This is a genomic window from Acidimicrobiia bacterium, from assembly GCA_040880805.1.
Taxonomy (GTDB): domain Bacteria; phylum Actinomycetota; class Acidimicrobiia; order IMCC26256; family DASPTH01; genus DASPTH01.
On the sequence record JBBDHW010000061.1, the window covers coordinates 1 to 24,230 of the forward strand.

Sequence of the window (24,230 nt, forward strand, 5' to 3'; positions counted from 1 at the left end):
CTCACGCGCGCGCGCGACTGCCGCAGCATCGGGCCCGGTCGCGACGAACGCGTTGACATGCAGCATCACGTCGGAGCGTGAGCGGCCGGTGCGCGCCGCGCCGCGCGCGAGGTTAGGCAGCGTCACCTCGCGCAGGAACGCGGGCGCGCTGTTGGTGGGATGCGTCGCGAGCCCGGCGGCGAGCTCGCCGGCGAGCGCGGTCATCGCCGGCCCGATGCCGGCGAGGTGGACCGGCACATCGGGATGAGCGAGCGGCGGCGGCTTCATGTAGTCCTGCATGCGGGTGAAGCGGTACTGCTCGCCCAAGTAGCTGAGGGGAGTCCCGTCCTGCCAGCACTCGAAGATCGCGCGCAACGACTGCACGTACTCGCGCATGCGCGGCGCCGGCGCGGTCCACGGCATGCTGTAACGGTCGACGACGATCGACTTCAGCAGCGGCCCCAGGCCGAGCTCGAAGCGCCCGCCGTACGCGGCGCGTAGGTCCCACGTCGCGACGGCAACGATCATCGGGCTGCGCGCGAACGCGATCAACCCGCTCGTGCGCACTCGGAGCTGCGAGGTCGCGGCCAGCGCGGTCGCCGCCACGAGAAACCCGTCGTGGACGGCATCCGGCACCGTCACGCCGTCGAAACCCAGTGCCTCGACTCGACGCGCTTGCTCGGCCACGTCGGCGAGCGGCAGGTGGATGTCGACGCCGGTCCAGACCTCATGGAACATCGGTCGCACTCCCGTCGGCCGACCGATCAACGGTCGGTGTTCGATCAACACGGGCATTCTCGCGTCACCGTCGCCACGATGGCGCCGCCGCCCGAAACCATTGCCGTCCGGCCCGGATCGGCTCCTTGATCGTCGTATGCATGAGCGGCGCTGATAGCGTCGCTGTCGTGGCGTTGATCTCTCACTACTGAGTCCGCGGGCCTCCTCGTTCGACTGTGCCCGGACCGTGTTTCACCGGTTCGGCAGCAGCTTGGGCGGCTCGCGCCGCTCTTGGTCCTTAGTCGGATGAGGTGACGTGATGCGTGATGGTATTGTGAGGCGTCGTGTCGCGAGTGGGGCTCCGCGGGCCGCTACCGGTGCGGGTGGCGATGTGCCACTCGATGTCCGGGGGGTGACGAAGACTTTCCATCGGAGTCGCTTCGCGATCGGTGGTCGCAGGAGGTCGCGCGGTCGCTCGCACGTCGCGGTGCGAGACGTGTCGTTCCGGATGAGGTTGGGTGAGATCTACGGCGTGATCGGCGCGAACGGGTCGGGCAAGTCGACCATGATCCGGATCTTGAGCACTCTGTTACTCCCCGACGATGGCGATGTTCGGGTTTTTGGCCGAGACGCCATTCGGGATCCGTTGCCGGTGAGGCCGCCGAACGTGTTTCCAAACGACCGCGACGCTGACCCAGACCGACGACTCCGGCTGACCGTGCGAGCCTCAGCCGGCAGCGAGCAGATGAACGCTGTTGAGATCTGAGATGTCGTCGGGCTGCGTGGGCGATGCAACACGCCGTCGTCAGCTGAGCTTCGGGCCTGACCGCGAACACCGGAGTGTCCCGGAACGCGCAACTGTCGGGCCCGATCGGGAGGAGCGGCCGGACACGCGACATGTGCGCTGATCAGGCACGATGTTGTCGGAACGACAAGGCCGGTGGAAGTGATGAGACAGCTCTCAAACCCTCGCGACCCACTCGAGGGCTGACTCACACGCTGTCTGAGACGAACCGATCGACGGTCTGGACGGCGTCCCCCTAACGGTGCTTACGTGTGTGTTCAACGGTTCTGGGCCGAGGGGAGCATGTCATGACGACCGTTGAGCTGGACATGGGCAAACTCGAGGCGTTCGGCGGGCAGATGGTGGGCTTCCTCAACGGCGGTGCGGCAGCACTGGGGCTGAGCATCGGCCATCAGACAGGCCTGTTCGACGCGATGGCCGAGCTCCCACCGGCGACATCAGACGAGATCGCCGAAGCCGCCGGTCTCAACGAGCGCTACGTGCGGGAGTGGCTGGGAGCGATGGTCACCGCAGGTGTGGTCGAGTACGACAGCGGCCGCGGGGCATACGTGCTGCCACCCGAGCACGCGGCACTCACGACTCGAGCGGCAGGACCCAACAACTACGCGTGCTTCATGCAGTTCATTCCGATGGCCGGTGCAGTGGAAGCCGAAGTCATCGACAAGTTCCGCCACGGCGGCGGCGTCCCCTACTCCTCGTACACGCGTTTTCACGAAGCAATGGCCGACCTCTCCGGCGCGATCTTCGACGCGAATCTCGTGAGTTCGACACTGCCGTTAGTGCCCGGCATCGTCGAGCGGCTGGAAACAGGCATCGACGTGGCCGACATCGGCACAGGTTCCGGGCACGCAATCAACGTGATGGCGAAGGCATTCCCGAAATCGCGCTTCGTCGGGTTCGACTTCTCCGAAGAAGCGGTCGAGCGAGGTCGCACCGAAGCCGCGGCGTGGGGGCTCACCAACGCCTCCTTCGAGGCGAAGGACGTCGCGGCGCTCGACGACTCACTCCAGTTCGACTTCATCACAACATTCGACGCCATCCACGACCAGGCGAAACCGCGGGAGGTCGTGGAGGGAATTCACCGCATGTTGAAGCCAGGCGGATACTGGCTCTGCGTCGACGTCCAGGCCTCCAGCCACGTCGGCGAGAACGTCGAACACCCCATGGGCGCGTTCATGTACACCATCAGCTGCATGCACTGCATGACCGTGTCGCTCGCCTACGACGGCGAAGGCCTCGGCGCGATGTGGGGTGTACAGAAAGCGCGGGAGATCTTCACCGACGCAGGATTCGGCCCAATCAACATCCATACCCTGCCCGGCGACCCGATGAACAACTACTACGTCTGTGAGAAGAGCGCCTGAGCGGCCGAACCGGTTATCTACCCCCCGGGCCCTGAACCGCTCGCGTCGGGTATGCGTGCCGGCTCCGGGCCGCGGGTGAAGGAGTCGCGCTCCTCGTGATGCTCGACACCGGCGCCCCCGCGCCCCGCCGCGGGAAGCGTGTACAGCGCCTCGCCGGCCGCGCCCGGGCGCGCGGCCCGCGTGGCGTCGAAGCCGCACCGGCTGACCGCTCCTCGCCGTTGGGCGTTGACGACTGCCGGGCTGCTCCCGCGTCCCGGCTACCACCAGTACGACCCTCTTCCTCCGGCTCAGCGGGCACATGGCGCGCGACTACCAGCCGGCATCGACCTTTGACGGTCCGATGCTGCTCGTGCGCGGCGACCAGGGCGAGGACACGTCGCGCGACCTGGGCTGGTCGAGCCTCGTGACCGGCCCGATCACGGCCGTCGACGTGCGCGGCGACCACAACCGCATCCTGCGCAAGCCGGCGGTCGATCGCGTGGGCCACATTGTGCGGGCCGCGCTTCGCTGACAGGCGCGCGCCACGTCCGGCGTCGGTCAGTCGGACCAGGGTTCCTGATCCCAAGCCCGGTCGAGGCCCCTCATCCCGCCGCCCATGGGGAAGAACTGGCGCTGGGCGTAGGCCTCGCGCGCGTGGCCGTGACCGAGCTCGTCCAGGAACGCACGTTTGAAGTTCTGGGTGAACAGCTGCCGCGTGTAGCGCAGCACGAGCGGCGGACGCTTCGCGAGCTCGCGCGCCACCTCCCACGCGCGGTCGAGGAGCTTGTCCTTGGGCAGCACTTCGGCGACGGCGCCCCACTCCATCGCCTCGTGCGCGCTCAGCTTCTTGCCCATGAGCAGCATGGAGCGCGCCCGGTTCGGCCCGACGAGCAGGGGCCACATGACGGCCTGGCCGTCGCCCGGCACCAGGCCACGGGGGAAGTGCGCGAGGTCCTGGAAGTAGGCCGTCTCGGAGGCCAGCACGATGTCGGCCAGCAGCGGAACCTCGGAGTGGATGCTGCACGGGCCGTTGACCGCGCTGATGATCGGCACGTCGACGGCGAGCACATTCTCTATGAGCATGCGGCCGTACCACGCCTTCTCATCGAGCTGCGTAAGCCCCTCCTGGCCCTCCATCGCCAGGTAGACGGGCTTGACCGTGCTGCCACCGGGAGCCGCGCCCCAATTCGCGTTGTAGTTCTCGCCGGTCCCGGTATGGATCAGGACCTTGATCTCACGGTCGCCCGCGATGTCAGCGAACGCGTCGGACATGGCGTCATGCGCGTCCCAGCTCCACACGAGACTGTCGCCGTTGGTGTGGCATTGCATGAAGAGGATGCCCTCTTCGCTCAGCTCGAACGTGTAGTTCGCGTACCGGTCCTTGTACTCCGAGTACCTCGTGCGCTTAGCCACTGCTCGGCATCCAGTTGACGTCGCGATGGCGCGGGTCAGGCGAGACCGGTGGCGATGGTCTTGGTCTCCAGGTACTGCTGGAAGCCCTCGATCCCGTTCTGACGACCCACGCCGCTCGCCTTGTAGCCACCAAAGGGCGCATCGGCGCCATAGGAGATCCCGCCATTGATGCTGATGGTGCCGGCCCGCAGCCGGCGTCCGACCGCCGTCGCCCGCTCGACCGAACCCGACGTGACGTAGCCGCCGAGGCCGTACTGGTTGTCGTTCGCAATGCGCACGGCGTCGTTGTCGTCGTCGAACGGGATGACGACGAGCACAGGGCCGAAGATCTCCTCGCGGGCGATCGTCATCGCGTTGTCGACGTCGGCGAAGAGCGTCGGCTCCACGAAGTAGCCCTTCTCGAACTGCGCGGGACGGCCACCACCGACGACGACGCGGGCACCTTCCTCTTTGCCCTTCTCGACGTACGAGAGCACGCGATCGCGCTGCTTGGCGCTGACCTGCGGGCCCTGCAGCATCCCCGCGTCCGTCGGGTCGCCGTACGGGAAGTTTGCGAAGCCCGGCGTGGCGATCTCGATGGCTTCGTCGTACCGCGAGCGGGGAACGAGGAGTCGCGTCGGCATCACACATCCCTGTCCGCCGTGCACGCACACAGTGGCGACGCTCGACATCTTGGCCTCGAGGTCGGCGTCGTCGAGCACGATGTCGGCGGACTTGCCGCCCAGCTCGAGGAACAGCCGCTTCATCGTGGCCGAACCCTTCTCGAAGATGCGGCGACCGGTCGCCGTCGAACCCGTGAACGAGATGAGATCGACGAGCGGGCTCACCACCAGTTCCTCACCGACCATGTGGTCGGACGAGGTCACCACGTTGAAGACGCCGGCGGGGATGTCGGTCTGCTCTGCGACGAGGCGGCCGATACGCGTCGCGTTCCACGGCGTGTCCGGCGCGGGTTTCAGGATCATCGTGTTGCCGGTGGCGAGCGCCTGACCGATCTTCTGGATCGACACCTCGAAGGGGTAGTTCCACGGAACGATCGCTCCCACGACGCCGGCGGCTTCCTTCACGACCTTGCGCGCGGCACGCCCACCGAACGCGTGACCCTCTTCGAGGTCGCGCTCCCACTCGAACGTGTCGATGGTCCGCGCCGGCCAGGTGAGGCCGTCTTCGAGCGGAGCGTCGAGCTGCGCACCGTAGGTGAGCATGATCGGCGTGCCGACCTCGGCGACGAGTTCGGCGCGCAACGCCTCCTTCTCGCCCTCGATGGCGGCCTGCAGCTGCTCGAGGCAGCGCTTGCGGAACGCGCGGTTCGTCGACCAGTCGGTCTCGTCGAACGCGCGGCGGGCCGCGGCGATGGCGAGCCGCACATCGTCGACGGCCGCGTCGGCCACGTCGCCGAGCACGTCCTCGGTGGCGGGGTTGACATTGTCGAACCGCTTACCGGACGCCGCTTCCACCAACTCGCCGTCGATGAGCATGCGCATCTCGCCGTGGACGGTGCCCGGGCGGTCGGTTTCGATCGTGGCCATGTCGGAACTCGTTCCTGTTCGTGGGTCGGACCAAGCGATCGCAGATCCGCGGAGCGAGATTATTCGCTCGGAAGCAGGAGGCATCCGCCGGCAGCGGCTCAGTTTGAGAAGGGAAGGGGACGCCTTCGAACATCCCTTCGGTGTATGCGACAAGGGCTCCAAGGGACGCTTCGGGCGTGTCGTGCGGTTCGTCCGTGATGGACCGATAAGTGTCATACCCCCATGCTTGACTCATCTTGTGTTCGACGTGAGAGATCATCTCGACGGCTTGCGGTGCCGGGAGACCTCGTGGCTGCTGGAGCGCCGCGAGGAACTGGTGCGCGAGCAGCGCCGCCTGCGCGTCGAGGAACTCGCCGTGACCCGCGTGCTCGACGAGCGCGGCAAAACCGACGACACGCTCGCGGCTCGCGACGGCGTCTCGGTACGGGCGATGCGCGAGACGATTGAGACCGCACGGGCGCTGGAATCCCTGCCGTGCGTCGCGGCCGCGGCGCACGCCGGAGCGCTCAGCGACGAGCAGCTCGGCCACGTCGCCCAACTCGCCGACGCCGAAAGTGACGCCGAGTGGGCCCACCGCGCACCGCGCGTCGCTCCCGTCGATCTGGCGCGGATGGTGCGCAGCGCCGCCAAGCCGACGACCGAAGACGGACGCGCCCGCCAAGAGGCGCGCAGCCTGCGCATGTGGTGGTCGCCCGACAAGGGAATGCTCAACCTTCGCGGCGCGCGAGCGGATCTCGACGGCGCCCGCTTCGAAGCCACCATCAACCGCATGATCGAAGCCATGACGCCGCCGCCGGGTCAACCCTGGGACAGCCACGACCACCGAGCCGCCGACGCGCCGAACCCGTCCTCCTCGACGACGACGGCATCCCGATAGCAAATCGGAACCCGATTCCCCGGCCTCTCGACCAAACTCGCCCGCGCGATCCTGCTACGCGACGGCCACTGCCGCTTTGGCACCTGCGACTCCCGCCACAGCCTCGAGATCCACCACCTCGTTCCCCGCTCCTGGGGCGGCAGCGACGAACCCTCCAACCTCGCCGCCGTCTGCAAAGCCCACAAGCATCACCAGATGCTCATCCCCAACGGCGCACGAGCGCTCGTCGGCAACCCCGACCAACCCGACGGGCTCCGCGTCGTCGCCTACCACGACCTCACCCACAACCAAGCCCGCCACTACGGACTTCCCCCACCCCCACGAGCGGGCCCATGAATACCTCGCCTCGTTCTCGGCTCGAAGGGTCGCGAGAAAAGTTGCGAGGTCTATTCGCTCCGGAGCAGGAAACATCCTCCGGGAGTTCCGCCCCCGGTGCTCACCACCGCGAGGTGCGCGCCCCGCACCTGGCGATCCCCGGCTTCGCCCCGGAGTTGTACTGCCGCCTCGTGCACGAAACCGTACCCATGGGTGCGGCCGGCCGAGAGCTGGCCGCCGTGCGGGTTGAGCGGTAGCTCGCCGTCGAGCGCGATTCGCGCGCCGCCGTCGACGAAGTCCTTGCCTTCGCCGGTCGCGCAGAATCCGAGCGCTTCGATCCACGAGAGACAGTTGAACGTGAACCCGTCGTACAGCAGCGCGACGTCGACGTCGGCCCGTTTGGCATTGGTACGGCTCCAGAGGTGCGCAGCCGGGCCGGCCAGCATCGGTTCATGTTCGAGCGTGCCCTGGTCCCACGAAACCGCCTCGGTGATCTGGGTACCTACCGCCTCGACGAGTACGGGTGGCTTCGCGAGATCGCGCGCGGCGTCGACGGCAGACACCACGAACGCAGTCGCGCCGTCGCACGGGACATCGCAGTCGTAGAGGCCGAAGGGCGTGGTGATCATGCGCGCGGAGAAGTAGTCGTCCATCGTGAGCGGTTCGCGATAGATGGCAGTGGGGTTACGGGCCGCGTTCGCCCGAGCCGTCAACGCGATCCAACCCAGCGCCTCGCGCGGCGTGCCGTAGCGGTGCATGTGCAGCGACGCGTTCATCGCGATCCAGTTCGCCGCCGAGATCGCGCCGAACGGAAACCGCCACTGCATGTCGCCCGCCACCCGGCCACCACCGCGCTGGGCGCGTCCCTGCCGCTGGAGCTCGGCGTGCGTCGACTCCCACACGGTGCGGAAGCACAGCACGTGCCGGCACAGACCCGAGGCCACCGCGAGCATCGCGTTCACGATCGAGCCCGTCTGCCCCGGTGTCTCCAGCCCGCCGCTGATCCACGTCGGGCGCACGCGCAGGGCGTTCTCCACCGCGGTGATACCGCCCTCCGAGTGACCGCCCGCCACGCCGGTGCCCGGGTACGTCGAGAGCCCGTCGATGTCTTCGCGCCGGAGGCCGGCGTCGTCGATGGCGCGCACACATGCCTCGACGGTGAGCGAGAGCGGGTCGCGCATCAGCCGGCGACCGAGTTCGGACATCCCGATACCCGAGATGGCCACCTTGTCCTCGAACTTGGCGGGCGACGCCATCGGCCGCGCGCGCCGCTTCGTTTCGTCTTCGGCAGGCAGCGGACCGAGTTCCGGATCGCCAGTCGGGACGAACAGTGGGAGCCAGACGTCGTCGTGCTGCTCGAACTCCACCGCCACCTGCATGCCCGGATGCACCGAATCGGGCGCACACCCGACCACATTCGTGGTCAGGCGGACGCGGTCGTCTTCCTCGAGCGCGACGATCGCGATGACGTACGGCGGCGTCATCGCAGGCAGCCACTGGTGCACGTTCACCGTGCACCCCACCACGGTGCCGCGGCCCGAGACTTCCACGACGTCGATCTCGGTGGAATCGCAATACGGGCAAACAGGGGTCGGCGGGAAGAGCAGCGCTCCGCACGGGATGCTGCGCTGCACCCGCAACGCACCGTCCCTGCCCGCGGTCCAGAAGAACGCGTTCTCGGGCGTGAGCTCCGGCAGCGGGCGAGGCGCGAGCGATGCGTCGGTATTCGTCATCGTCGCGACACTCAACGCGCCCCGTCAGGTGTTCGACGGGAAGCCGAGGTCGATGACGCTGGTCGCGGGGTCCGGCCAACGGGACGTAACGACCTTGGGGCGGGTATAGAAATGGATGCCCTCGGGCCCGTACATAGAGGTGTCACCGAACAGCGACGCCTTCCAACCGCCGAACGAGTGCGACCCAACGGGCACAGGGATCGGCACGTTGACCCCGACCATGCCGACCTGCACCTCACGTTCGAACCGCCGCGCCGCGCCGCCGTCGCGTGTGAAGAGTGCGACACCGTTGCCGTAGGGATTCGCGTTGACGAGCGCCAGCGCGTCGTCGAGGTTGGCGACGCGCACCACACTCAGCACCGGCCCGAAGATCTCGTCGTCGTAGACTCGCATCCCCGGTTCGACACCGTCGACCAACGAGCACCCGAAGAAAAAGCCCTTGCCGGTCGTGGCGGCGGTGCCGTCGACGACGACGGTCGCGCCCTCGTCGGGCGCGCGTTCGACGTAGGACCGAACGCGGTCGCGGTGCTCTGCGGTGATGAGCGGCCCCATCGTCGAGGCGGGGTCGGTCCCCGGCCCGACGACGACGTCGGGGATCCGCGCCGCGATGGCGTCGACGAGCGGATCGGCGACCGGACCGACCGCTACGAGGACCGAGATCGCCATGCAGCGCTCTCCGGCCGAACCGTAGGCCGCGGAGATCGCGGCGTCGGCCGCCGCGTCGATGTCGGCATCGGCCAGCACGACCATGTGGTTCTTCGCTCCACCGAGCGCCTGGACCCGCTTGCCGTGGGCCGTGCCGATCTCAGAGACGTGTCGGGCGACGGCCGTGCTGCCCACGAACGACACCGCGTCGACGTCGGCATGGGTCAACAGGGCATCTACGGCGTCGGCGTCGCCGTGGACGACGTTGAAGACGCCGTCGGGGAAACCGGCGCGCTGCACCAGCTCCGCTAGAACCAGCGATGCCGAAGGGTCCTTCTCCGAGGGCTTCAAGACGAACGCGTTGCCGCACGCCAGCGCGTTGGCCAGCATCCACAACGGGACCATGACCGGGAAGTTGAACGGCGTGATGCCGACGACGACGCCCACTGGTTGCAGCACCGTGTGCACGTCGACACCGCGCGACACCTCCGCACTGTGCGCGCCCTTGAGGAGGTGAGGGATACCGCACGCGAACTCGACGCACTCGAGCCCGCGCGTGACTTCGCCCCGCGCGTCTTCGAGCACCTTGCCGTGCTCGCTCGTGACGATCGCCGCGAGCTCGTCACGATGGGCATCGAGGAGCTCGCGAAGGCGGAACAGCAACCCGGCGCGGTAGCTCGACGGCGACGCGCCCCAGCCGACCGATGCGTCCACTGCCACCTTGACGATGTCGCCGACCTCTGCGGCCGAGGCGAGCGCGACCTCCCCGGTCTGCACTCCCCGCGCCGGATCGAAGACCGGCGCGGTTCGACCCGACGTCCCCGCGACGGCTCGACCGCCGACCCAGTGCCCGATCGTGTTCATGGTCGTTTCCGTGCTCAGAGCCGATACAGCTTGCGCGCGTTCTCGCCGTAGATCTTCTTACGCGTCTCGGGCGCGAGCGTGGCCATCTTCGCCTCGACCGTCCCGAGCGGATTCGGATAGAGACATGTCGGGTGCGGGAAGTCGGTCTCGAACAGGATGCTGTCCTCGCCGACCGCGTCGATGAGCTCCGGGAGCTTGTTGCGATTGTTCTCGAACCAGAACGTCGCGTAGAAGTTGCTCCGGAAGTACTCCGACGGCATCTTCTTCAGCTGCGCCAACTCGTGGGGGGCGTTCTCCGCCATCTCGTAGTCGAGCGTCTCGAGGATGAACGGGATCCATCCGACTCCGCTCTCCACCGAGACCATCTTCAGATCGGGATGGCGGTCGAACACCCCCGACAGGATCGCGTTGGTCACGACGCGCGCGTTGCCGATGAACAAGAGGGTGCCACCAATGGCGAGCTTCGTGTTCATGGGATGCGAGTCCCATGGGTACTGGCCGTAGAACGACATGGCGGTGGAGCTGGCGCCGATGTGGAAGTGCACCGGGAGCTGGAGCTCCGTGCAGGTCTCCCAGAACGGATCCCATGCCCGGTTGGCGAGGTCGGGCGCGCCGAGATCCTGCGGGTCCGACGTCATGTTCACACCACGCGCCCCGAGCGCACCGACTCGCTTGGCCTCGGCGACGCAAGTGTCGATGTCCCACGCCGGCATCAAGGGCATCCCGAGCAGGCGGTTGCCCGACTCGGCCTGGATCTCCGCCATCCGGTCGTTGTAGAGCTCGATCACCAGCCGGCACAGCGCGTCGTCCTCGAGCATGCCGAGGTACTGCCCGCCGAGCCCGATGGTGTTCGGGAAGATGACCTGGGCGTCGATCCCGCACTCGTCCAAGACCTCGAGTCGCACCTTGGGGTCGTAGGCGCCGACATGGATCTGGTCGATCGTCCAGTGGTTGAGCGCCACGTCGGCGCTCTCCTTCCTCCCGTCGCGGCCGATGACACCGCCCGCGCCGGTCTGCCCGAGCACGTGGCCGTTGATCACCCACATTTGCTTGCCGTCGATCTCCTCCACCCGCGGCACCCGGTCCTTGTACTCGGGCGGAGCGAGACTGGTGAAGAAGTCCGGCAACTCGGACCAGTGCGAGTCGGCGTCGATGACGAGCGTGTCGTTGTTCAGCATCGACGTCGACGTTAGGGTCCCCCGCATGACTCATGCAACGGTCGACGGCTTGTCCATCTCGTACGAGGTCATCGGTGAAGGCCGCCCCTGGGTGATCACGCCCGGCGGCCGGTTCGGCAAGGACTTTCCCGGGGTCCGGGAGCTGGCCGAGGACCTCGCCGCGGAAGGGAACCGAGTGCTGATCTGGGACCGGCCCAACTGCGGCGAGTCGGACGTGAGTTTCACCGGAGCGTCGGAGTCGGCGATGCAGGCCGACACGCTGGCCGCGCTGCTCACGCACCTCGACATGACGCCGGCCGTGATCATCGGCGGTTCGGGTGGTGCGCGGGTTTCGATGCTCACGGCCGCGCGCCACCGCGAGGTCGCATCGGGTCTCGCGGTGTGGTGGATCAGCGGCGGCGCCTTCGGGCTCATGAGCCTGGGCATGCACTACTGCGGGCAGTCGCTCGTCAAGGCCTGGCAGGGGGGCATGGAGGACGTCGTCGCCCTCCCGGAGTGGGAGGAGGTGCTCCGACGGAACCCGTCGAACCGTCAACGCTTCCTCGACCAGGACCGACGCGAGTTCATCGCGGCGATGGAACGGTGGATGCTGGCGTACTGCCCCTGCGGTGACGAACTGGTTCCCGGGCTTCCGAGCGCCGACGCCCGCGCCCTCGACCTCCCGACGTTGGTGTTCCGCAGCGGCGAGAGCGACGCGTACCACACGCGCGCGACGTCAGAGCAGGTCGCCGAGGCGCTCCCGGACGCGCGACTCGTGGAGCCACCGTGGGGCGACCGGGAGTGGATCGAGCGCTCGTTGGAGCACCAATTGAACGGGAACCTCTTCGACCGCTGGCCGCTGCTGGTGCCTCAGCTGGCCGAGTGGTCGCGTGAGGCGTTCACGTAATCGACACGTAGTTATCGACACGCGCTACCCGATGCCGTAGAGCGCCAGGGCGCTGTCGGACGTGATCTGGCGCTTGTCCTCGAAGCTCAGGCCGTCGAGCGCCTCGGCGAGCTCCTCGGTGACGCCGGGGAACTTCGCGTCCGGGTGCGGGTAGTCACTCGCCCAGATGATGCGATCCGCGCCGACGAGCGGGGACTCCGCGGTCATGCGCAGCATCGCCTCGTCGGGGTCGAAGCTGATCCAGCACTGCCGGCGGAAGTACTCCGACGGCAGCATCGACAGGTCGGCAACCTCCCACTGGTACTTCCGGCAGTGGTGGTCCATGCGTTCGAGCCACGGGACCAACCATCGCGAACCAGCTCGGGCCCTCGGTCATCTTCACGCAGGGCTGGGCGCCGGTCGAGGCGAAGACGAAGGCCACCAAGCAGCTCCAGGCCGATCTCAAGAAGTACGCCGGTGAAACGGGCGTGCCCGACTTCGGGATCTACACCGGCTACGTCGACTGCGACCTGGCCATCCTCGGGCTGAAGCAGCAGGGCAAGAACCTCGACCAGAGCACGTACACCGACGACCTGCGCAAGCTCGGTCAGGTCAACCCCGGGGGCCTCAACTGCCAGGACCTCGACATCAGCGCCGAGAGCTACGGCGAGTCGCCGTCGACGATCTGTCAGTGGGCCGTGACGGTCAAGAACGACAAGTTCGTCGTCCTCAAGCCCAAGGGCGGCAAGACGCCCTACTGGACCGGGAAGCTCATCGGCGCGTCGACCGTGGCGACGACGACGACGGCCGCGCCGTAGTGGGACGCGGTTACGCAGGCCGGCCGAGGCCGATCCGCACGGCCTGCTCGAGTGAGCCGCCCATCATGAGCGACTGCTGATCGCTGATCACCTCGTTCGACCCGATGTCGCGGACTCGAGCTCGCGTCTGACCAGGCGAGACGTTGTCGGATCGACAACAGCTGTGGAGGTGATGGGGACTTGAACCCCGGCTTCTACACCACTCACAGGGACGTCAACCCATCACCGTCCAACAGCCATCGTTGACCGCTGCTCGTGGCACGAACACGAGGTTGGCAGCATCCAGCACCGATGCGCCGCGAGCCACGTGGTGAAGGCACCGATCGCCGCGATGTGTCTGGCGCTGGCCACTACCCACGCCACCACGCAGCCCGCCGTCGATTGACAACTCGCATTCGGATTTGGTCGAATTCGGGCCCGTGCTACCGATGGGGTGGCGAAGGCGACGAGGTGGGCATGAGCGCCGTGCGTCCGACGACAACCCTGAAGGACCCCGACTACACCGAGCCGTCCGTCGACGTCGACGAGTGGCGCGACGAGCCGGTGCGCCACCGCTACGTGCACGGCGGCTTCGAGGGGACTGACCTTCGGTTCTCCTATTACTTCCCGCCGGAAGAGCAGTATGCGGGTCGCTTCTTCCAGCCGATCCTTGCCGTGTCGGGCACCGAGCACGCATTCGGCAGCTCCATGCTGCAGGGGATGGGCGGCTCGATCGCGTTCGCGGTCGACAGCGGCGCCTACATGGTCGAGTCGAACCTCGGTTCGCTCACCCCCTACCCCGGCGAGGACGGAACGGTCACCGGATACCGGGCGAGCGCGGCGGCCGCCGAGTACTCGCGCATCCTCGCCGCCGAGATGTACGGCGAGCACCGGCCCTACGGCTACTGCTACGGCGGCAGCGGCGGCGGCTACAAGACGATGAGCTGCATGGAGAACACTGACGTCTGGGACGGCGGAGTGCCGTTCATCATCGGCAGCCCGATGTCCCTGCCGAACGTGTTCTCGGTGCAGGCACACGCCATGCGCATCCTCTGGGAGAAGTTCCCCCAGGTCGTCGACGCCGTCGATCCGGGCGGCAGCGGCGACATGTACGCGGGGCTGAGCGCGGAGGAACGTGAGGCGCTGGAAGAGGTCACGAGAATGGGGTTCCCGCCACGGGCGTGGTTCGACGTCAAGCGCATCGCCCAGGGCTACACCGGCGTGTGGTCCATGCTCGGGAACAACATGATCAAGTACGACCCCGACTACTTCGAAGACTTCTGGAGCGTGCCCGGGTACCTGGGAGCGAACCCGCCCGAGTCGCTCCTGCAGGCACGCATCCAGCACAAGGCCACGGTGGTCAAGCCGATCATGGCCGACCAGGCGGAGGAGTACGGGCTCGGCACGGGCGTCGCGATCTTCCGGACCGAGGCGATGGCGGACATCCCGATCGCCCTGCAGCTCGACGGGCTTCCGGACGGCAGCCTCATGGGCGCCATGATGTCGATGACGAGCGGCAAGGGCGCCGGCCACAACTTCTGGATCATCAGCACGCAGGGCGACGTCGTCGTGACCGGGCAGGGCGAGACGGAGTTCGCGGCGCTGTCCGGCGTTGCCGCCGGCGACGAGGTCCTGATCGACAACTCCGTCTACCTGGCCTTCCAGACCTACCACCGGCACCAGGTCCATCCCGACTTCCGGGTCTGGGATCAGTTCTGCGTCGCCGGCCAGCCCGTGTACCCCCAACGGCCGAACGTCATCGGACCCCAGTTCAGCTTCCCCGGCGCGGGGTCGGTCCAGAGCGGCCGGTTCACCGGCAAGGTGATCGTCGTCGAGTGCCTCATGGACGAGGCGGCCTACCCCTGGCAGGCGGCCTGGTACGACGGGCTGGTCCACGAGGTCCAGCCCGACGCCGACGACAAGTTCCGCCTCTGGTACGTCGACCACGCAATGCACATGCGCCCGCAGGTGGGGCCCGACGATCCACGTCCGGTGCGGACGACGCGCATCGTCAACTACGGCGGTGTCCTCGAACAGGCATTGCGGGACCTCGCCGCCTGGGTCGAGAAGGGCGCGGCCCCGCCGGCCAGCACCACCTACCAGGTGATCGACGGCCAGGTGTTCGTGCCCGCCGGCGCGTCGGAGCGAAAGGGCGTCCAACCGACCGTCGAGGTGACCGCCAACGGCCGCGCACGCGCCGACGTCGCCGTGGGCGAGGAGGTCCACTTCGCCGCGGTGGTCGAGGCACCGCCGGGAACCGGAACGGTGGTATCCGCCGAGTGGGACTTCGACGGCTCGGGCGAGTACGCCATCAGCTCCTCGGTCCTCGACGGGTCGTGCAAGCAACTCAACGTCACCGCCGCGCACACCTTCACCGAACCGGGCACCTACTTCCCCGCCCTCCGGGTGCGAACACAGCGACACAGCAACACGCGCAAACCGCACGCCCGAATCGAGAACCTCGGGCGCGTCCGCGTCGTCGTCGAGTAGGAAGTGACCACCACACAACTCGAGCAAGTCGGCTAGTGGCCTGGAAGGCTGTTACGCCTAGAAATCTTGGTTGATCGGGAATTTTTGCGGTTGAGGCGCGTTCGTCTGGTGTTGTCGACCAACATCGGAGGAACACCATGGCACGCCGCGGACGACCGACCGTCGAGATCACCTTGAGCGCCCAGGAGCGCTCGACCCTGCAACGCTGGGCCCAGCGCCACTCGTCGTCGCAGGCGTTGGCGTTGCGCAGCAAGATCGTGTTGGCCTGCGCCCAGGGCGACCCCCACGGCGAGATCGCCGCCAAGTTGGGCTGCCACCCGACGACGGTGGGCAAGTGGCGGCACCGGTTCGCCGCTGATCGTCTCGACGGCCTCGTCGACGCGCCCCGGCCGGGCGCGGTTCGCAGCATCGGCGACGACGTGATCGAGGCGATCGTGGTCGAGACGCTCGAGACCGCACCGCCGGATGCGACGCACTGGTCGACGCGAGCGCTGGCGGCCAAGCACGGGATCTCCCACACCACGGTGCGGGAGATCTGGCAGGCGTTCGGGCTCAAGCCCTGGCGCCACGACGAGTTCAAGGTGTCCCCCGACCCCGACCTGGTGGAGAAGATCCGCGACCTGGTGGCGCTGTACATGAACCCGCCGGTGGTCGCGGCGATCTTCGCCGTCGACGAGAAACCCCAGATCCAGGCGCTCAACCGGACCGCGCCCACACTGCCGATGTTGCCCACCACCCCCGCGCGGGCCACCCATGACTACCAGCGCAACGGCACCTGCGACCTCTTCGCCGCGCTCGAGATCGCCACCGGCAAAGTCATCACCGACATCCGCGCCCGTCACACCAGCGCCGACTTCGTCGCCTTCTTGAACAAGGTCGACCGTGAGGTCCCCGCCGAACTCAGCGTGCACGTGATCCTCGACAACCTCTCGACCCACAAGACCCCGACCGTGCACAAATGGCTGCTGCGCCACAAACGATTCCACTTCCACTTCACCCCCACCTACGGATCCTGGATGAACCTCGTCGAGCGCTGGTTCGCCGCCTTGACCACCAAGAAACTCAAACGTTCCGCCCACCGCTCGGTCAAAGAACTCGCCGCCGACATCACCGCCTGGGCCGCGAACTGGAACCAGAACCCGACCCCGTTCGTGTGGCACAAGACCGCCGAACAGATCCTCGAACGCCTCGCCGGCTACTGCGCCGCCATCAACCAAGACCCAACCAAATGACCGCCGCACTTTCACGGCGCTTCAACCTTCCAGGACACTAGCGCTTGATGGTGTTGTGAACCTCGAAGACGGCTGGGGGTCCGGAAAACTCGATCCCGACTTCGCTCAGCAACGGCATGAGCCGCTCGCCGAACGCCTCGAACTGCTCCCGCGTGTCCCAAATCTCGCTCACCAAGAGGTTCCCCTCCGAGCCGAAGCAGACGTGGTAATCGAGCCCAGGGGGAGGAAAGTCCTCCTTGGCTTCCTCAAGCATGCGAATGGTCGTGTCGTACTTCTCGGCAGTCAGAGACGTGGGGCTGAAACGGACGACGATACTCATGGGAAATGCCTCCACTTTGGGTCGGGTCCACCCTATCGGTGCAGCAGGCAAGCGTCCCCGACTTGGCACCCATTACATGCCGGAACGCGGGAAGACCGCGATCCCGATCAGCACTGCGGCATTCGACCGGTTGACTCTCAGCTTCAACAGAGGCCCTACTCGCGCATGGACGAGCGGTCACGCGTCAGCCCTGGACGCCGAGGTACGCCGCCGAGAGCTCGTCGGCGATCTCGGTGGGCCGCCCGACCACCTGAATGCGCCCGTTGATCATGATCGCGGCGACGTCCGCCACACCGAGCACCTCGTGCGCGAACTGCTCGACGATGAGGATCGAGACCTTCTCGGCGGCGATGCGTCGGACCACCTCGTAGAGCTCCTCGACGATCAGCGGTGCGAGGCCCATCGAGAGCTCGTCGAGCATCAGCACCTTGGGCTCGGTCACCATCGCGCGCGCCATCGAGAGCATCTGCTGCTCGCCACCCGAGAGCGTGCCCGCGACCTGCTTGCGGCGCTCCTGGAGCCGCGGGAACCGGTGATAGGCGCGTGCCTCGACGTCGGCCAACGAGACGCCCGCGAACGTGATCATGCGAAGGTTCTCGAGCACAGTGAGGTTCGGGAAGATGCCCCGACCCTCCGGGATCGTGCACACGCCGCGTCGAGCCAGGTTGTCGGCCGACACGCCGTTCACCCGTTCACCGAGGAGCCGCACGTCGCCGGAGACGGGCTCGAGCTGGCCGCTCGCCACCTTCAAGGTCGTGGTCTTGCCGGCACCGTTCGGACCGAGGAGCGCGAACACGCACCCGGGCGGCAACGAGAGGTTCACGCCGTGGAGCACGTTGATCGAGCCGTACGCGGCTCGAACGTCTCGCAACTCGAGGACCGAGGTTTCCGAGGCATCGCCGGTCCCGTAGTGAAGCGACTCGGCCGCCCGCTCGCTCAGCGGCGCGCGCTCGTCGGCCGACACGTCGTCGAGCGCGACCTCGTGCAGCAGCTCCACCTGCTCGGCGGACATCTCGGCCTCGGCTTCCTCGTCACCCTCCCCGAGGTAGGCCGCGCGAACCAGCGGGTTCGCCTGCACCTCGGTCGGGGTCCCGACCGCGATGATCTGCCCGAAATCGAGCACGTGGATGCGGTCGCACGCGGCCATCACCAGCCCCATGTCGTGCTCGACCAGGAGGACCGCCAGGCCGTCGGCGGCAAGCTCACGCAGGAAGCTCGCGAGCTGTGTGGTGTCCTCCTCGGTCAGGCCCGCCGACGGCTCGTCGAGGAGGAGGACGAGGGGCTTCGTCGCGAGCGCGCGCGCCAGCTCGACACGCCGCGCCGTACCGGTGGGGAGCTTGTCGACGCGCTCCCCCGCGACGTCGCCCAGCCCCACGCGCGCGACGAGCTCGTCGGTGAGGTCGGCGGGCCGGAACCTCTCGCGCGACCAACCCCGGCGCATCTCGGCCGCGACGAGCACGTTGTCGCGCACCGAAAGTGTGCCGAACGTCTCGAGCCGCTGGAAGGTCCGGCCGATCCCCAGGCGGGCGCGGCGGTGCGGCTTGGCCCCGGTGATGTCGTCGCCGGCCAGGATCACCCGACCGGCGCTCGGCGGCTGGAGCCCGCCGATCACGTTGAAGAGCGTCGTCTTGCCGGCGCCGTTCGGGCCGATGAGGCCCGTGACCTCGCCCGCCGCGACTTCGATGTCGACGTCCGACAGCGCCAGCAGACCGCCGAATTTCACCGAGACCGATTGCACGGACAGGAGTGTCATGGCGCGTCTCCTTCGGCCGCGTCGGATCCGACTCCCGCGGGTACAGCAGGCTGATCCGGCGCCTCTCCGGCACCGTTCGCCGACACCTTCGGCGCCTTGCCTTTGGCGGCGCGCTTCATGGCGCGCTCGGCCCGTAGCGTCTCACGCGCGTCGTGGCGCCACGGCAGCAGCGCCGAGAAGGCCGCACCGATCTCGACCGCGGCACCTTCGGGGGCCCGGCCGACGCCGAGGGCCGCCAGGCCGGGTCCGAGGCGGGTGAGCGCCACGAACACGGACACGCCGACGACGACCCACGTCACCTCGTTCTGCACGATGAGCAAGAGGACGAACGCGATGCCGCCGAAGAGGGCCCCGCTCACCGTGCCCACGCCCCCCACGACGAGTAGCAGCAGGAAGGGGACGCCCACGAGCATCTCGAAGTCCATCGTGGTCGCCGTGCCCCGGTGCATGCCGAGGAGCGCGCCGGCGAAGCCCGCCATGGCGGCGGCGAGCGCGAACACAGCGAGCTTGGTCCAGAGCAGGTTGACGCCCACCGTGGCGCACGCGGCGGGGCTGTCGCGGAGGGCGATGAGGCGCCGGCCGAACCGGCTCCGTCGCAGCCACACGACGAAGCACGCGAGCGCGCCGAAGATCACGGTGCAGGCGAGCAGGAAGTTCTTTTGGTGCTGCGTGTCGAATTGGATGCCGAACAGATCGAGGCGCGCGATCCGGGGGCCGGACTGGCCGAACACGTCGGGTTGATCGAAGAACAACGGCACCGCCATCACCGCGAACGCCATTGACGCCAGCGCGAGGTAGAGGCCCTGGAGCCGCAAGGCGGGCAGGGCCATGAGCACGCCGAACGGGACCGCGACGATCGCCCCCGCGAGCAAGCCGAGCGGGCTCCCCGGGGCGAACCAGTCACCCGCCTTGCCGGCGACCTCCGACATCGCCCAAGCGCCGGCGCCGACGAAGGTGATCTGGGCGAGCGAGATTTGACCGGCCCAGCCGGTGAGGGGCACGAGCGACAGCATGATGCAGGAAGTGATGATGGCGAGGGTCACGCGGTTGAGGTTCGGGATGTCGTTCCCGATCAAGGTCGCGACCAACCACACCACGACGAACAGGACGGCCATTCCCAGCGCGGTCTCGCGCACCGACGTGATTTGCGGCACGCGGTGCTTCGGGGCGAGCCGCCCCAGCTCGATGCGGGCCTGTGGCACGGCCAGGAGCGCGACGAACAGGATCGCCGCGGGGATGGCCGTGCTCGCGTACGCCCACCGACCACCCCAGCTGAGGAAGCTCACCTGGAAGCTCACCGCGAACCCGATGATGAGCCCACCGACGTAGGTCAGCGGGAGACTGCGGAGGCGCCCGATGATCGCGGCCGCGAAGGCGTCGACGATGAACAGTGTGAGTGAGTCGTAGCGCAGGCCGCTGTCGGGTGCGTACAGGATCCCCGCGATCGCGGCCATCGAGCACCCGAGGGCCCAGGCGAGGGCCGCCGACCGGCCGGGTCGCGCGCCGGTGAGACCCGCCAGCGCGCGGTTGTCGACCACCGCGCGCATCGCGACACCGGTTCGGCTCCGGTACAGGAGCAGGCGCAGGAATGCTGCAATCAGAATGGCCACCAGGATCGTCGTCAGGCGGTGCCACGTGATCAGCGTGCCGCCGATCGTGAGCCCGACCTGGTGGTCGAGGCCCGGGATCGGCGCTCCCTTCCCTTCGAAGAAGTGGGGCAGTCCGATGATGTCGTCCTGGTTCCAGATCAGCTGGGTGACGCCGAGGAAGAAGAACATGAGGCCGAGGCTCACGACGACCTGCACGACGAGCTGGGCGTTCACGAGCCTGCGCATCAGCCCGCGCTCGATCCCCGCGCCGACGAGCGGGGCGGCGAGGCCGATTACCAGGATCAGCGCCAGCGGTGCCGGCCACCCCCAGTCGACCCGCAACTGCCAGTACAGGAAGGCCATCGACATGCCAATGGCGCCCTGCGCGAAGTTGAACACTCCCGACGTCGTGTAGGTGAGGACCAGGCCCGACGCCGCGATGGCGTAGATCGACCCGGTAGTGATCGCGGCGACGATCGCGGCGATCAGCGTGTCGGTCGTGAGGGCGTTGTCGCGAAGGGACTGCGAGACGACGACGCCGACGAAGACGGCGACGCCGAACGCCAGCGCCAAGCCCGCTCCCTTCACCTTCGTCACCGGCGTGCCGCCGCCTTTCCGATGCCCGGTCGGGCCGTCACCTCCCCGTGGTGGCCCGTCACCGATCGGTCACGGGCCACCGACGAACGGCACCCGAGGGGGGTCAGCCAGCACCCTCGATGTCCGCGTTGAGCGGATACAGGTTGCTCGGGCTGCAGTCGAACGTGGCGGTCTTCTTCGGCCACACTCGCACCCACTTGCCGCCCTTGGCCTGGAGCAGCGTGAAGCAGCCGCTCGGCTTCTTGCCTCCGAGATCCACCTTGCCGATCATGCCCTCGGCGCTGAAGTCGTGGACCTTGCGGATCTCGTCGAGGAACTTGGCCCGGGTCAGTCCGTTCACATTGGCCTTGGCGATGCTGTTCACGACCTGCTTGAAGGCCAACGCCGCGACCCACGCCTGCGCGCCGAAGCCGTCGGTGTTGGCGGCGCCGCCGACCGAGTCGAGGAAGGCCTTGACCGGCGGCGACTTCTTCGCCTCCTCGAGCGGCACGAAGAACGTGTCGACGTACTGGCCCTCGCCCGCGGCGCCCGCTTGCTGCAGGAACCGCGTGCTGTAGCAGGCCAGCGAGCAGTACCAGACCTTGACCGACGTCACGCCCTGCGTCTGGGCCTCCTTGCGCATGTTCGCCATGGCAACATCGTTGCTGCCGTTGCGAACGATGTTCGAGCTGTTCGACTTGATGGACTGCGTGTAGGGCAGGAACATGTCCTGCGAGTCACGGCCGTGCACGTCGAACTGGTCGTCCTTCTTGACCCCGATCTTCTGGGCCGCCAACACGCCGGGCAGCGTCGCCGTGCGGGTCGACTGGAGGTCGGCCGGGATCAGGAAGATCCCGTGCAGGTTCTTGTCGACGTTCTTCTGGAACCAGCGGTAGGGACCGATCCGCACGTGGTACGTGCGGCCGCTCGCGTCGCTGAAGTCCTTCTCGGCGGCGATGATCGGGAACGAGACCGGCGAGTTCTGGTGCTTCGGGTCGGTCGTGAGCTCGGGGATGTCCGGGATGCCGGTGGCCTTGCCGTTGGCGTCCTTGCACTGCACCATGTCGTCGACGTTGTTCACGAACAGCGCCGTGGTCCCGACCATCGCGAAGTCGTTCTGGCATGCCTTGATGATGGCGTTGCGGGTCTCGTCGGGGTTGAGCTTGGAGTCGATGAAGTCGACGACCACCTTGCGGCCGGCGAGGCCGCCCCCGCCCTTCTTGCTGTTGATGTACTTGGCGAAGGCCTGGACGGCTTCCGCGGACTTCTTGAAGAGCCCGGGCGCCAGCGGCGTGTCGTTGTCGGCGATCACCGCGATGCGGATCTCCTTGTCGGTGACGCCGATCTCCGTGGCCTTCAGCGCCTGCTTCGTCTGGCCACCCACCGTCGCGCCGACCGATGAGACGTGCGCGGTCGCGAGCACGGTGACGACGCCCACGGTGAGAACCGCCCAGCGGCTCCGCTTCATGGTTCCCCCTGTTCCGGCCCGCCGAGCGACGGGACACCCAGATCGGCCTGCGTCGCCGCCCGGCGTGCCGGACATCCTGACCCAAACCGAAACATGTTTCAATACACCGCAAGCTTCCACGGCGACGGCCCCGCGGCGCAATCCTGACATGCCGCCGCCGATTCCGGCGCGCGGCCCCCGGGCTTCAGCGCAGCGGGCGCATCGCCTCGTCGGGCTCGCCGACCAAACCGGCGATCGCCCTTGTCGATGGTCTCGCCGTAGTGCCACGGGAGGAACTGGTGCACCTCGCCGCCGTTCACGGAGAAGACGTTCCGCGTAACCGGGCAGCCGGCCATCGCCAGCCAGGCGACCAGCGGTGACACGTTGCCCGGGTGGTAGACGTCGAAGGCGGCGGGCGCGGACCGCGCTACCTGCCGCGCCACCGCTCGCGGGCAGCCGATCAACCAGTCGGTTCCGCCACCGCGAACCCCTCTGCGCCCGCGCTCGACACGCAAGCAAACCAGCCAACCCGCACGGCCGTCACCTGGTCGGAGAGCCGCACATGACGACAGCGTCGACGGGCAGGCCGGGCCGCACCGAGCCGGCGATATACGTGCAGCTCCGCGTTTCGACGGGCACGCTTCACCTCTTCTATGCGGGAGCCGCCCGAGTGCGTGGACCCGTTCTATCGGCGTTGTCGTCAGGCGTTGGGTGGTGTGGCTCGCGACCGGCTGACACTGACTGGGTTGTCTTTCGAGTCGATCCGTCGACTGGGCCCAGCTTCGTTGGTTGGCATGCTTCTGGCGTGAGGTACGCCGCATCGCCCTGTTCGAGCAGTGCAATCGCAAGGCGCACCGGAAGCCGCAAGGCCACAATGTTGTGCAAACTACAACGATGTGGAGGTGATGGGACTTGAACCCACGACTTCTACGTTGCGAAGGTCACCGGGCACATCCACCACATCGTCATCGTTCCATCTGTGCACGTCAGCACGGCGCCGCGGTCCAGTGTGTCCAATGCTTCTGTCGGCTTCGCTCGCGTTGGTTGACAATCGGTTGACAGCTCGTTACGCGTCATCGACCGCGCGCTGCTGCGTTCGAAGGAACTCGATCAGGTCGGGGAGCACCGCGATGTCCTTCTCGCGACCGGCCGCCTCCTTGGAACGAATGACGTCCTCGAGCGCGGCGATCCGTACGTCGACGTCGAGGAGCCGAACGGTGACCGCAGAAGCCACGAGATCCGAGTAACCGCCGGTGCCGTCAGGAACGAACGTGATGTCGACGGGCCCGTATCGCGTGACGAGGTTGAGGAACCCGTCGATCGCGGCGAGGGTCGTGCGGTCCAAGGTGATGGCAATACCCGCGGGTTCGTCCGGCCCGACCCAGAGACGCGCGTCGATTTCGCGCAGCGCGCGCGAGAGACGGTCGAGGTTCTTCGCGTCGCGCGCGGGCACGACGTCAGCATCGCGAGTACGCGCCACCGGCGCGCCATGGAGCTGAGACGCCGCACCGCCCACGATGACGTACGCGACGTCATGGCGGTTGAGACATTCGGCGAGCGAGGCGATCTGCTCGTCGCTCATCACCGTGCTTGCTCGGGCCCGGACTGCTCGCGGTCGCCGCCCTGCTGTGGCGCGGCGATCGCGAAGCGCACCGCGATATCGCGCGCTGCGACCTCGGCATCGAGACCGCGATGCTGATGACACCGCTCGCCGGAGCCGGCGACGACCCGCTTGCATAGACCGCTCGGGGTCGGAAACCGACA

Annotated in this window: 23 protein-coding genes; 10 read left to right on the plus strand and 13 right to left on the minus strand. The window is 67.6% G+C overall.

The genetic code is table 11. The features are described 5' to 3' along the window. The coding region (locus WD271_16225; GenBank protein ID MEX1009366.1) for an LLM class flavin-dependent oxidoreductase at positions 1-774 on the minus strand (774 nt) is incomplete at its 3' end. 418 nt (positions 775-1,192) lie between these two features. On the opposite strand from WD271_16225, the gene WD271_16230 reads away from it, so the two are divergent. From WD271_16230 to WD271_16240, 3 genes are all read left to right on the plus strand, one after another. Continuing rightward, complete coding sequence (locus WD271_16230) at positions 1,193-1,462, plus strand: ATP-binding cassette domain-containing protein (GenBank protein ID MEX1009367.1); 270 nt, start codon at positions 1,193-1,195, stop codon at positions 1,460-1,462. A 326-nt stretch (positions 1,463-1,788) separates the two neighbouring features. Next, positions 1,789-2,865 (plus strand): methyltransferase domain-containing protein, encoded by a 1,077-nt coding sequence (locus WD271_16235; GenBank protein MEX1009368.1) that lies wholly within the window; start codon positions 1,789-1,791, stop codon positions 2,863-2,865. A 298-nt stretch (positions 2,866-3,163) separates the two neighbouring features. Further along, positions 3,164-3,376 (plus strand): hypothetical protein, encoded by a 213-nt coding sequence (locus WD271_16240; GenBank protein MEX1009369.1) that lies wholly within the window; start codon positions 3,164-3,166, stop codon positions 3,374-3,376. 26 nt (positions 3,377-3,402) lie between these two features. Here WD271_16240 and WD271_16245 read toward each other — a convergent pair whose 3' ends face one another. After that, complete coding sequence (locus WD271_16245) at positions 3,403-4,257, minus strand: enoyl-CoA hydratase/isomerase family protein (protein ID MEX1009370.1); 855 nt, start codon at positions 4,255-4,257, stop codon at positions 3,403-3,405. A 35-nt stretch (positions 4,258-4,292) separates the two neighbouring features. Further along, positions 4,293-5,786, minus strand: a complete 1,494-nt coding sequence (locus tag WD271_16250) for an aldehyde dehydrogenase family protein (GenBank protein MEX1009371.1) — start codon at positions 5,784-5,786, stop codon at positions 4,293-4,295. A gap of 247 nt (positions 5,787-6,033) precedes the next feature. Here WD271_16250 and WD271_16255 point away from each other — a divergent pair, with 247 nt between their 5' ends. Both WD271_16255 and WD271_16260 read left to right on the plus strand, forming a co-directional pair. Then, positions 6,034-6,663 (plus strand): hypothetical protein, encoded by a 630-nt coding sequence (locus WD271_16255; protein ID MEX1009372.1) that lies wholly within the window; start codon positions 6,034-6,036, stop codon positions 6,661-6,663. A 195-nt stretch (positions 6,664-6,858) separates the two neighbouring features. Next, a complete protein-coding gene (locus WD271_16260; GenBank protein MEX1009373.1) occupies positions 6,859-6,999 on the plus strand; it encodes a hypothetical protein in 141 nt (46 codons plus the stop codon). 50 nt (positions 7,000-7,049) lie between these two features. On the opposite strand, the gene WD271_16265 is transcribed toward WD271_16260, so the two are convergent. The 3 genes from WD271_16265 to WD271_16275 are packed head-to-tail and all read right to left on the minus strand — an operon-like array spanning position 7,050 to position 11,398. Continuing rightward, positions 7,050-8,711, minus strand: a complete 1,662-nt coding sequence (locus WD271_16265; GenBank protein ID MEX1009374.1) for an OB-fold domain-containing protein — start codon at positions 8,709-8,711, stop codon at positions 7,050-7,052. 24 nt (positions 8,712-8,735) lie between these two features. After that, the gene (locus WD271_16270; GenBank protein MEX1009375.1) at positions 8,736-10,220 is read right to left on the minus strand and encodes a CoA-acylating methylmalonate-semialdehyde dehydrogenase; all 1,485 of its coding nucleotides are present in this window, start codon (positions 10,218-10,220) and stop codon (positions 8,736-8,738) included. Between the two features lie 14 nt (positions 10,221-10,234). Next, complete coding sequence (locus WD271_16275; protein MEX1009376.1) at positions 10,235-11,398, minus strand: amidohydrolase family protein; 1,164 nt, start codon at positions 11,396-11,398, stop codon at positions 10,235-10,237. Between the two features lie 25 nt (positions 11,399-11,423). Between WD271_16275 and WD271_16280 the strand changes: the two genes are divergently transcribed. Then, the gene (locus tag WD271_16280) at positions 11,424-12,284 is read left to right on the plus strand and encodes an alpha/beta hydrolase (GenBank protein ID MEX1009377.1); all 861 of its coding nucleotides are present in this window, start codon (positions 11,424-11,426) and stop codon (positions 12,282-12,284) included. Between the two features lie 24 nt (positions 12,285-12,308). On the opposite strand, the gene WD271_16285 is transcribed toward WD271_16280, so the two are convergent. Further along, entirely contained in the window at positions 12,309-12,608 is a 300-nt protein-coding gene (locus tag WD271_16285) for an amidohydrolase family protein (GenBank protein MEX1009378.1), read from the minus strand. Between the two features lie 143 nt (positions 12,609-12,751). On the opposite strand from WD271_16285, the gene WD271_16290 reads away from it, so the two are divergent. The 3 genes from WD271_16290 to WD271_16300 all read left to right on the plus strand — a co-directional run bounded on the left by WD271_16290 (position 12,752) and on the right by WD271_16300 (position 16,782). Then, a complete protein-coding gene (locus WD271_16290) occupies positions 12,752-13,081 on the plus strand; it encodes a hypothetical protein (GenBank protein ID MEX1009379.1) in 330 nt (109 codons plus the stop codon). Positions 13,082-13,537: 456 nt separating this feature from the next. Next, entirely contained in the window at positions 13,538-15,550 is a 2,013-nt protein-coding gene (locus WD271_16295; protein ID MEX1009380.1) for a hypothetical protein, read from the plus strand. A gap of 137 nt (positions 15,551-15,687) precedes the next feature. After that, positions 15,688-16,782, plus strand: a complete 1,095-nt coding sequence (locus tag WD271_16300; protein MEX1009381.1) for an IS630 family transposase — start codon at positions 15,688-15,690, stop codon at positions 16,780-16,782. 37 nt (positions 16,783-16,819) lie between these two features. On the opposite strand, the gene WD271_16305 is transcribed toward WD271_16300, so the two are convergent. The 6 genes from WD271_16305 to WD271_16330 form a co-directional block, all read right to left on the minus strand. Continuing rightward, on the minus strand, positions 16,820-17,101 hold the full coding sequence (locus WD271_16305) for a hypothetical protein (GenBank protein ID MEX1009382.1): 282 nt from the start codon (positions 17,099-17,101) through the stop codon (positions 16,820-16,822). A gap of 184 nt (positions 17,102-17,285) precedes the next feature. Next, complete coding sequence (locus tag WD271_16310; protein ID MEX1009383.1) at positions 17,286-18,854, minus strand: ATP-binding cassette domain-containing protein; 1,569 nt, start codon at positions 18,852-18,854, stop codon at positions 17,286-17,288. Next, positions 18,851-21,040 carry an ABC transporter permease gene (locus WD271_16315; GenBank protein MEX1009384.1) on the minus strand — a complete coding sequence of 730 codons (2,190 nt, stop codon included), beginning with the start codon at positions 21,038-21,040 and terminating at the stop codon, positions 18,851-18,853. Before WD271_16315 ends, WD271_16310 begins: the two co-directional genes overlap by 4 nt. 103 nt (positions 21,041-21,143) lie before the next feature. Next, a complete protein-coding gene (locus WD271_16320) occupies positions 21,144-22,487 on the minus strand; it encodes an ABC transporter substrate-binding protein (GenBank protein MEX1009385.1) in 1,344 nt (447 codons plus the stop codon). 98 nt (positions 22,488-22,585) lie between these two features. Next, on the minus strand, positions 22,586-22,909 hold the full coding sequence (locus WD271_16325) for a hypothetical protein (protein ID MEX1009386.1): 324 nt from the start codon (positions 22,907-22,909) through the stop codon (positions 22,586-22,588). Between the two features lie 623 nt (positions 22,910-23,532). Continuing rightward, positions 23,533-24,048, minus strand: coding sequence for a hypothetical protein (locus tag WD271_16330; protein ID MEX1009387.1), 516 nt, complete (start codon positions 24,046-24,048; stop codon positions 23,533-23,535). Positions 24,049-24,056: 8 nt separating this feature from the next. Here WD271_16330 and WD271_16335 point away from each other — a divergent pair, with 8 nt between their 5' ends. Continuing rightward, on the plus strand, positions 24,057-24,206 hold the full coding sequence (locus WD271_16335; GenBank protein ID MEX1009388.1) for a hypothetical protein: 150 nt from the start codon (positions 24,057-24,059) through the stop codon (positions 24,204-24,206). The last annotated feature ends 24 nt before the right edge of the window (positions 24,207-24,230 follow it).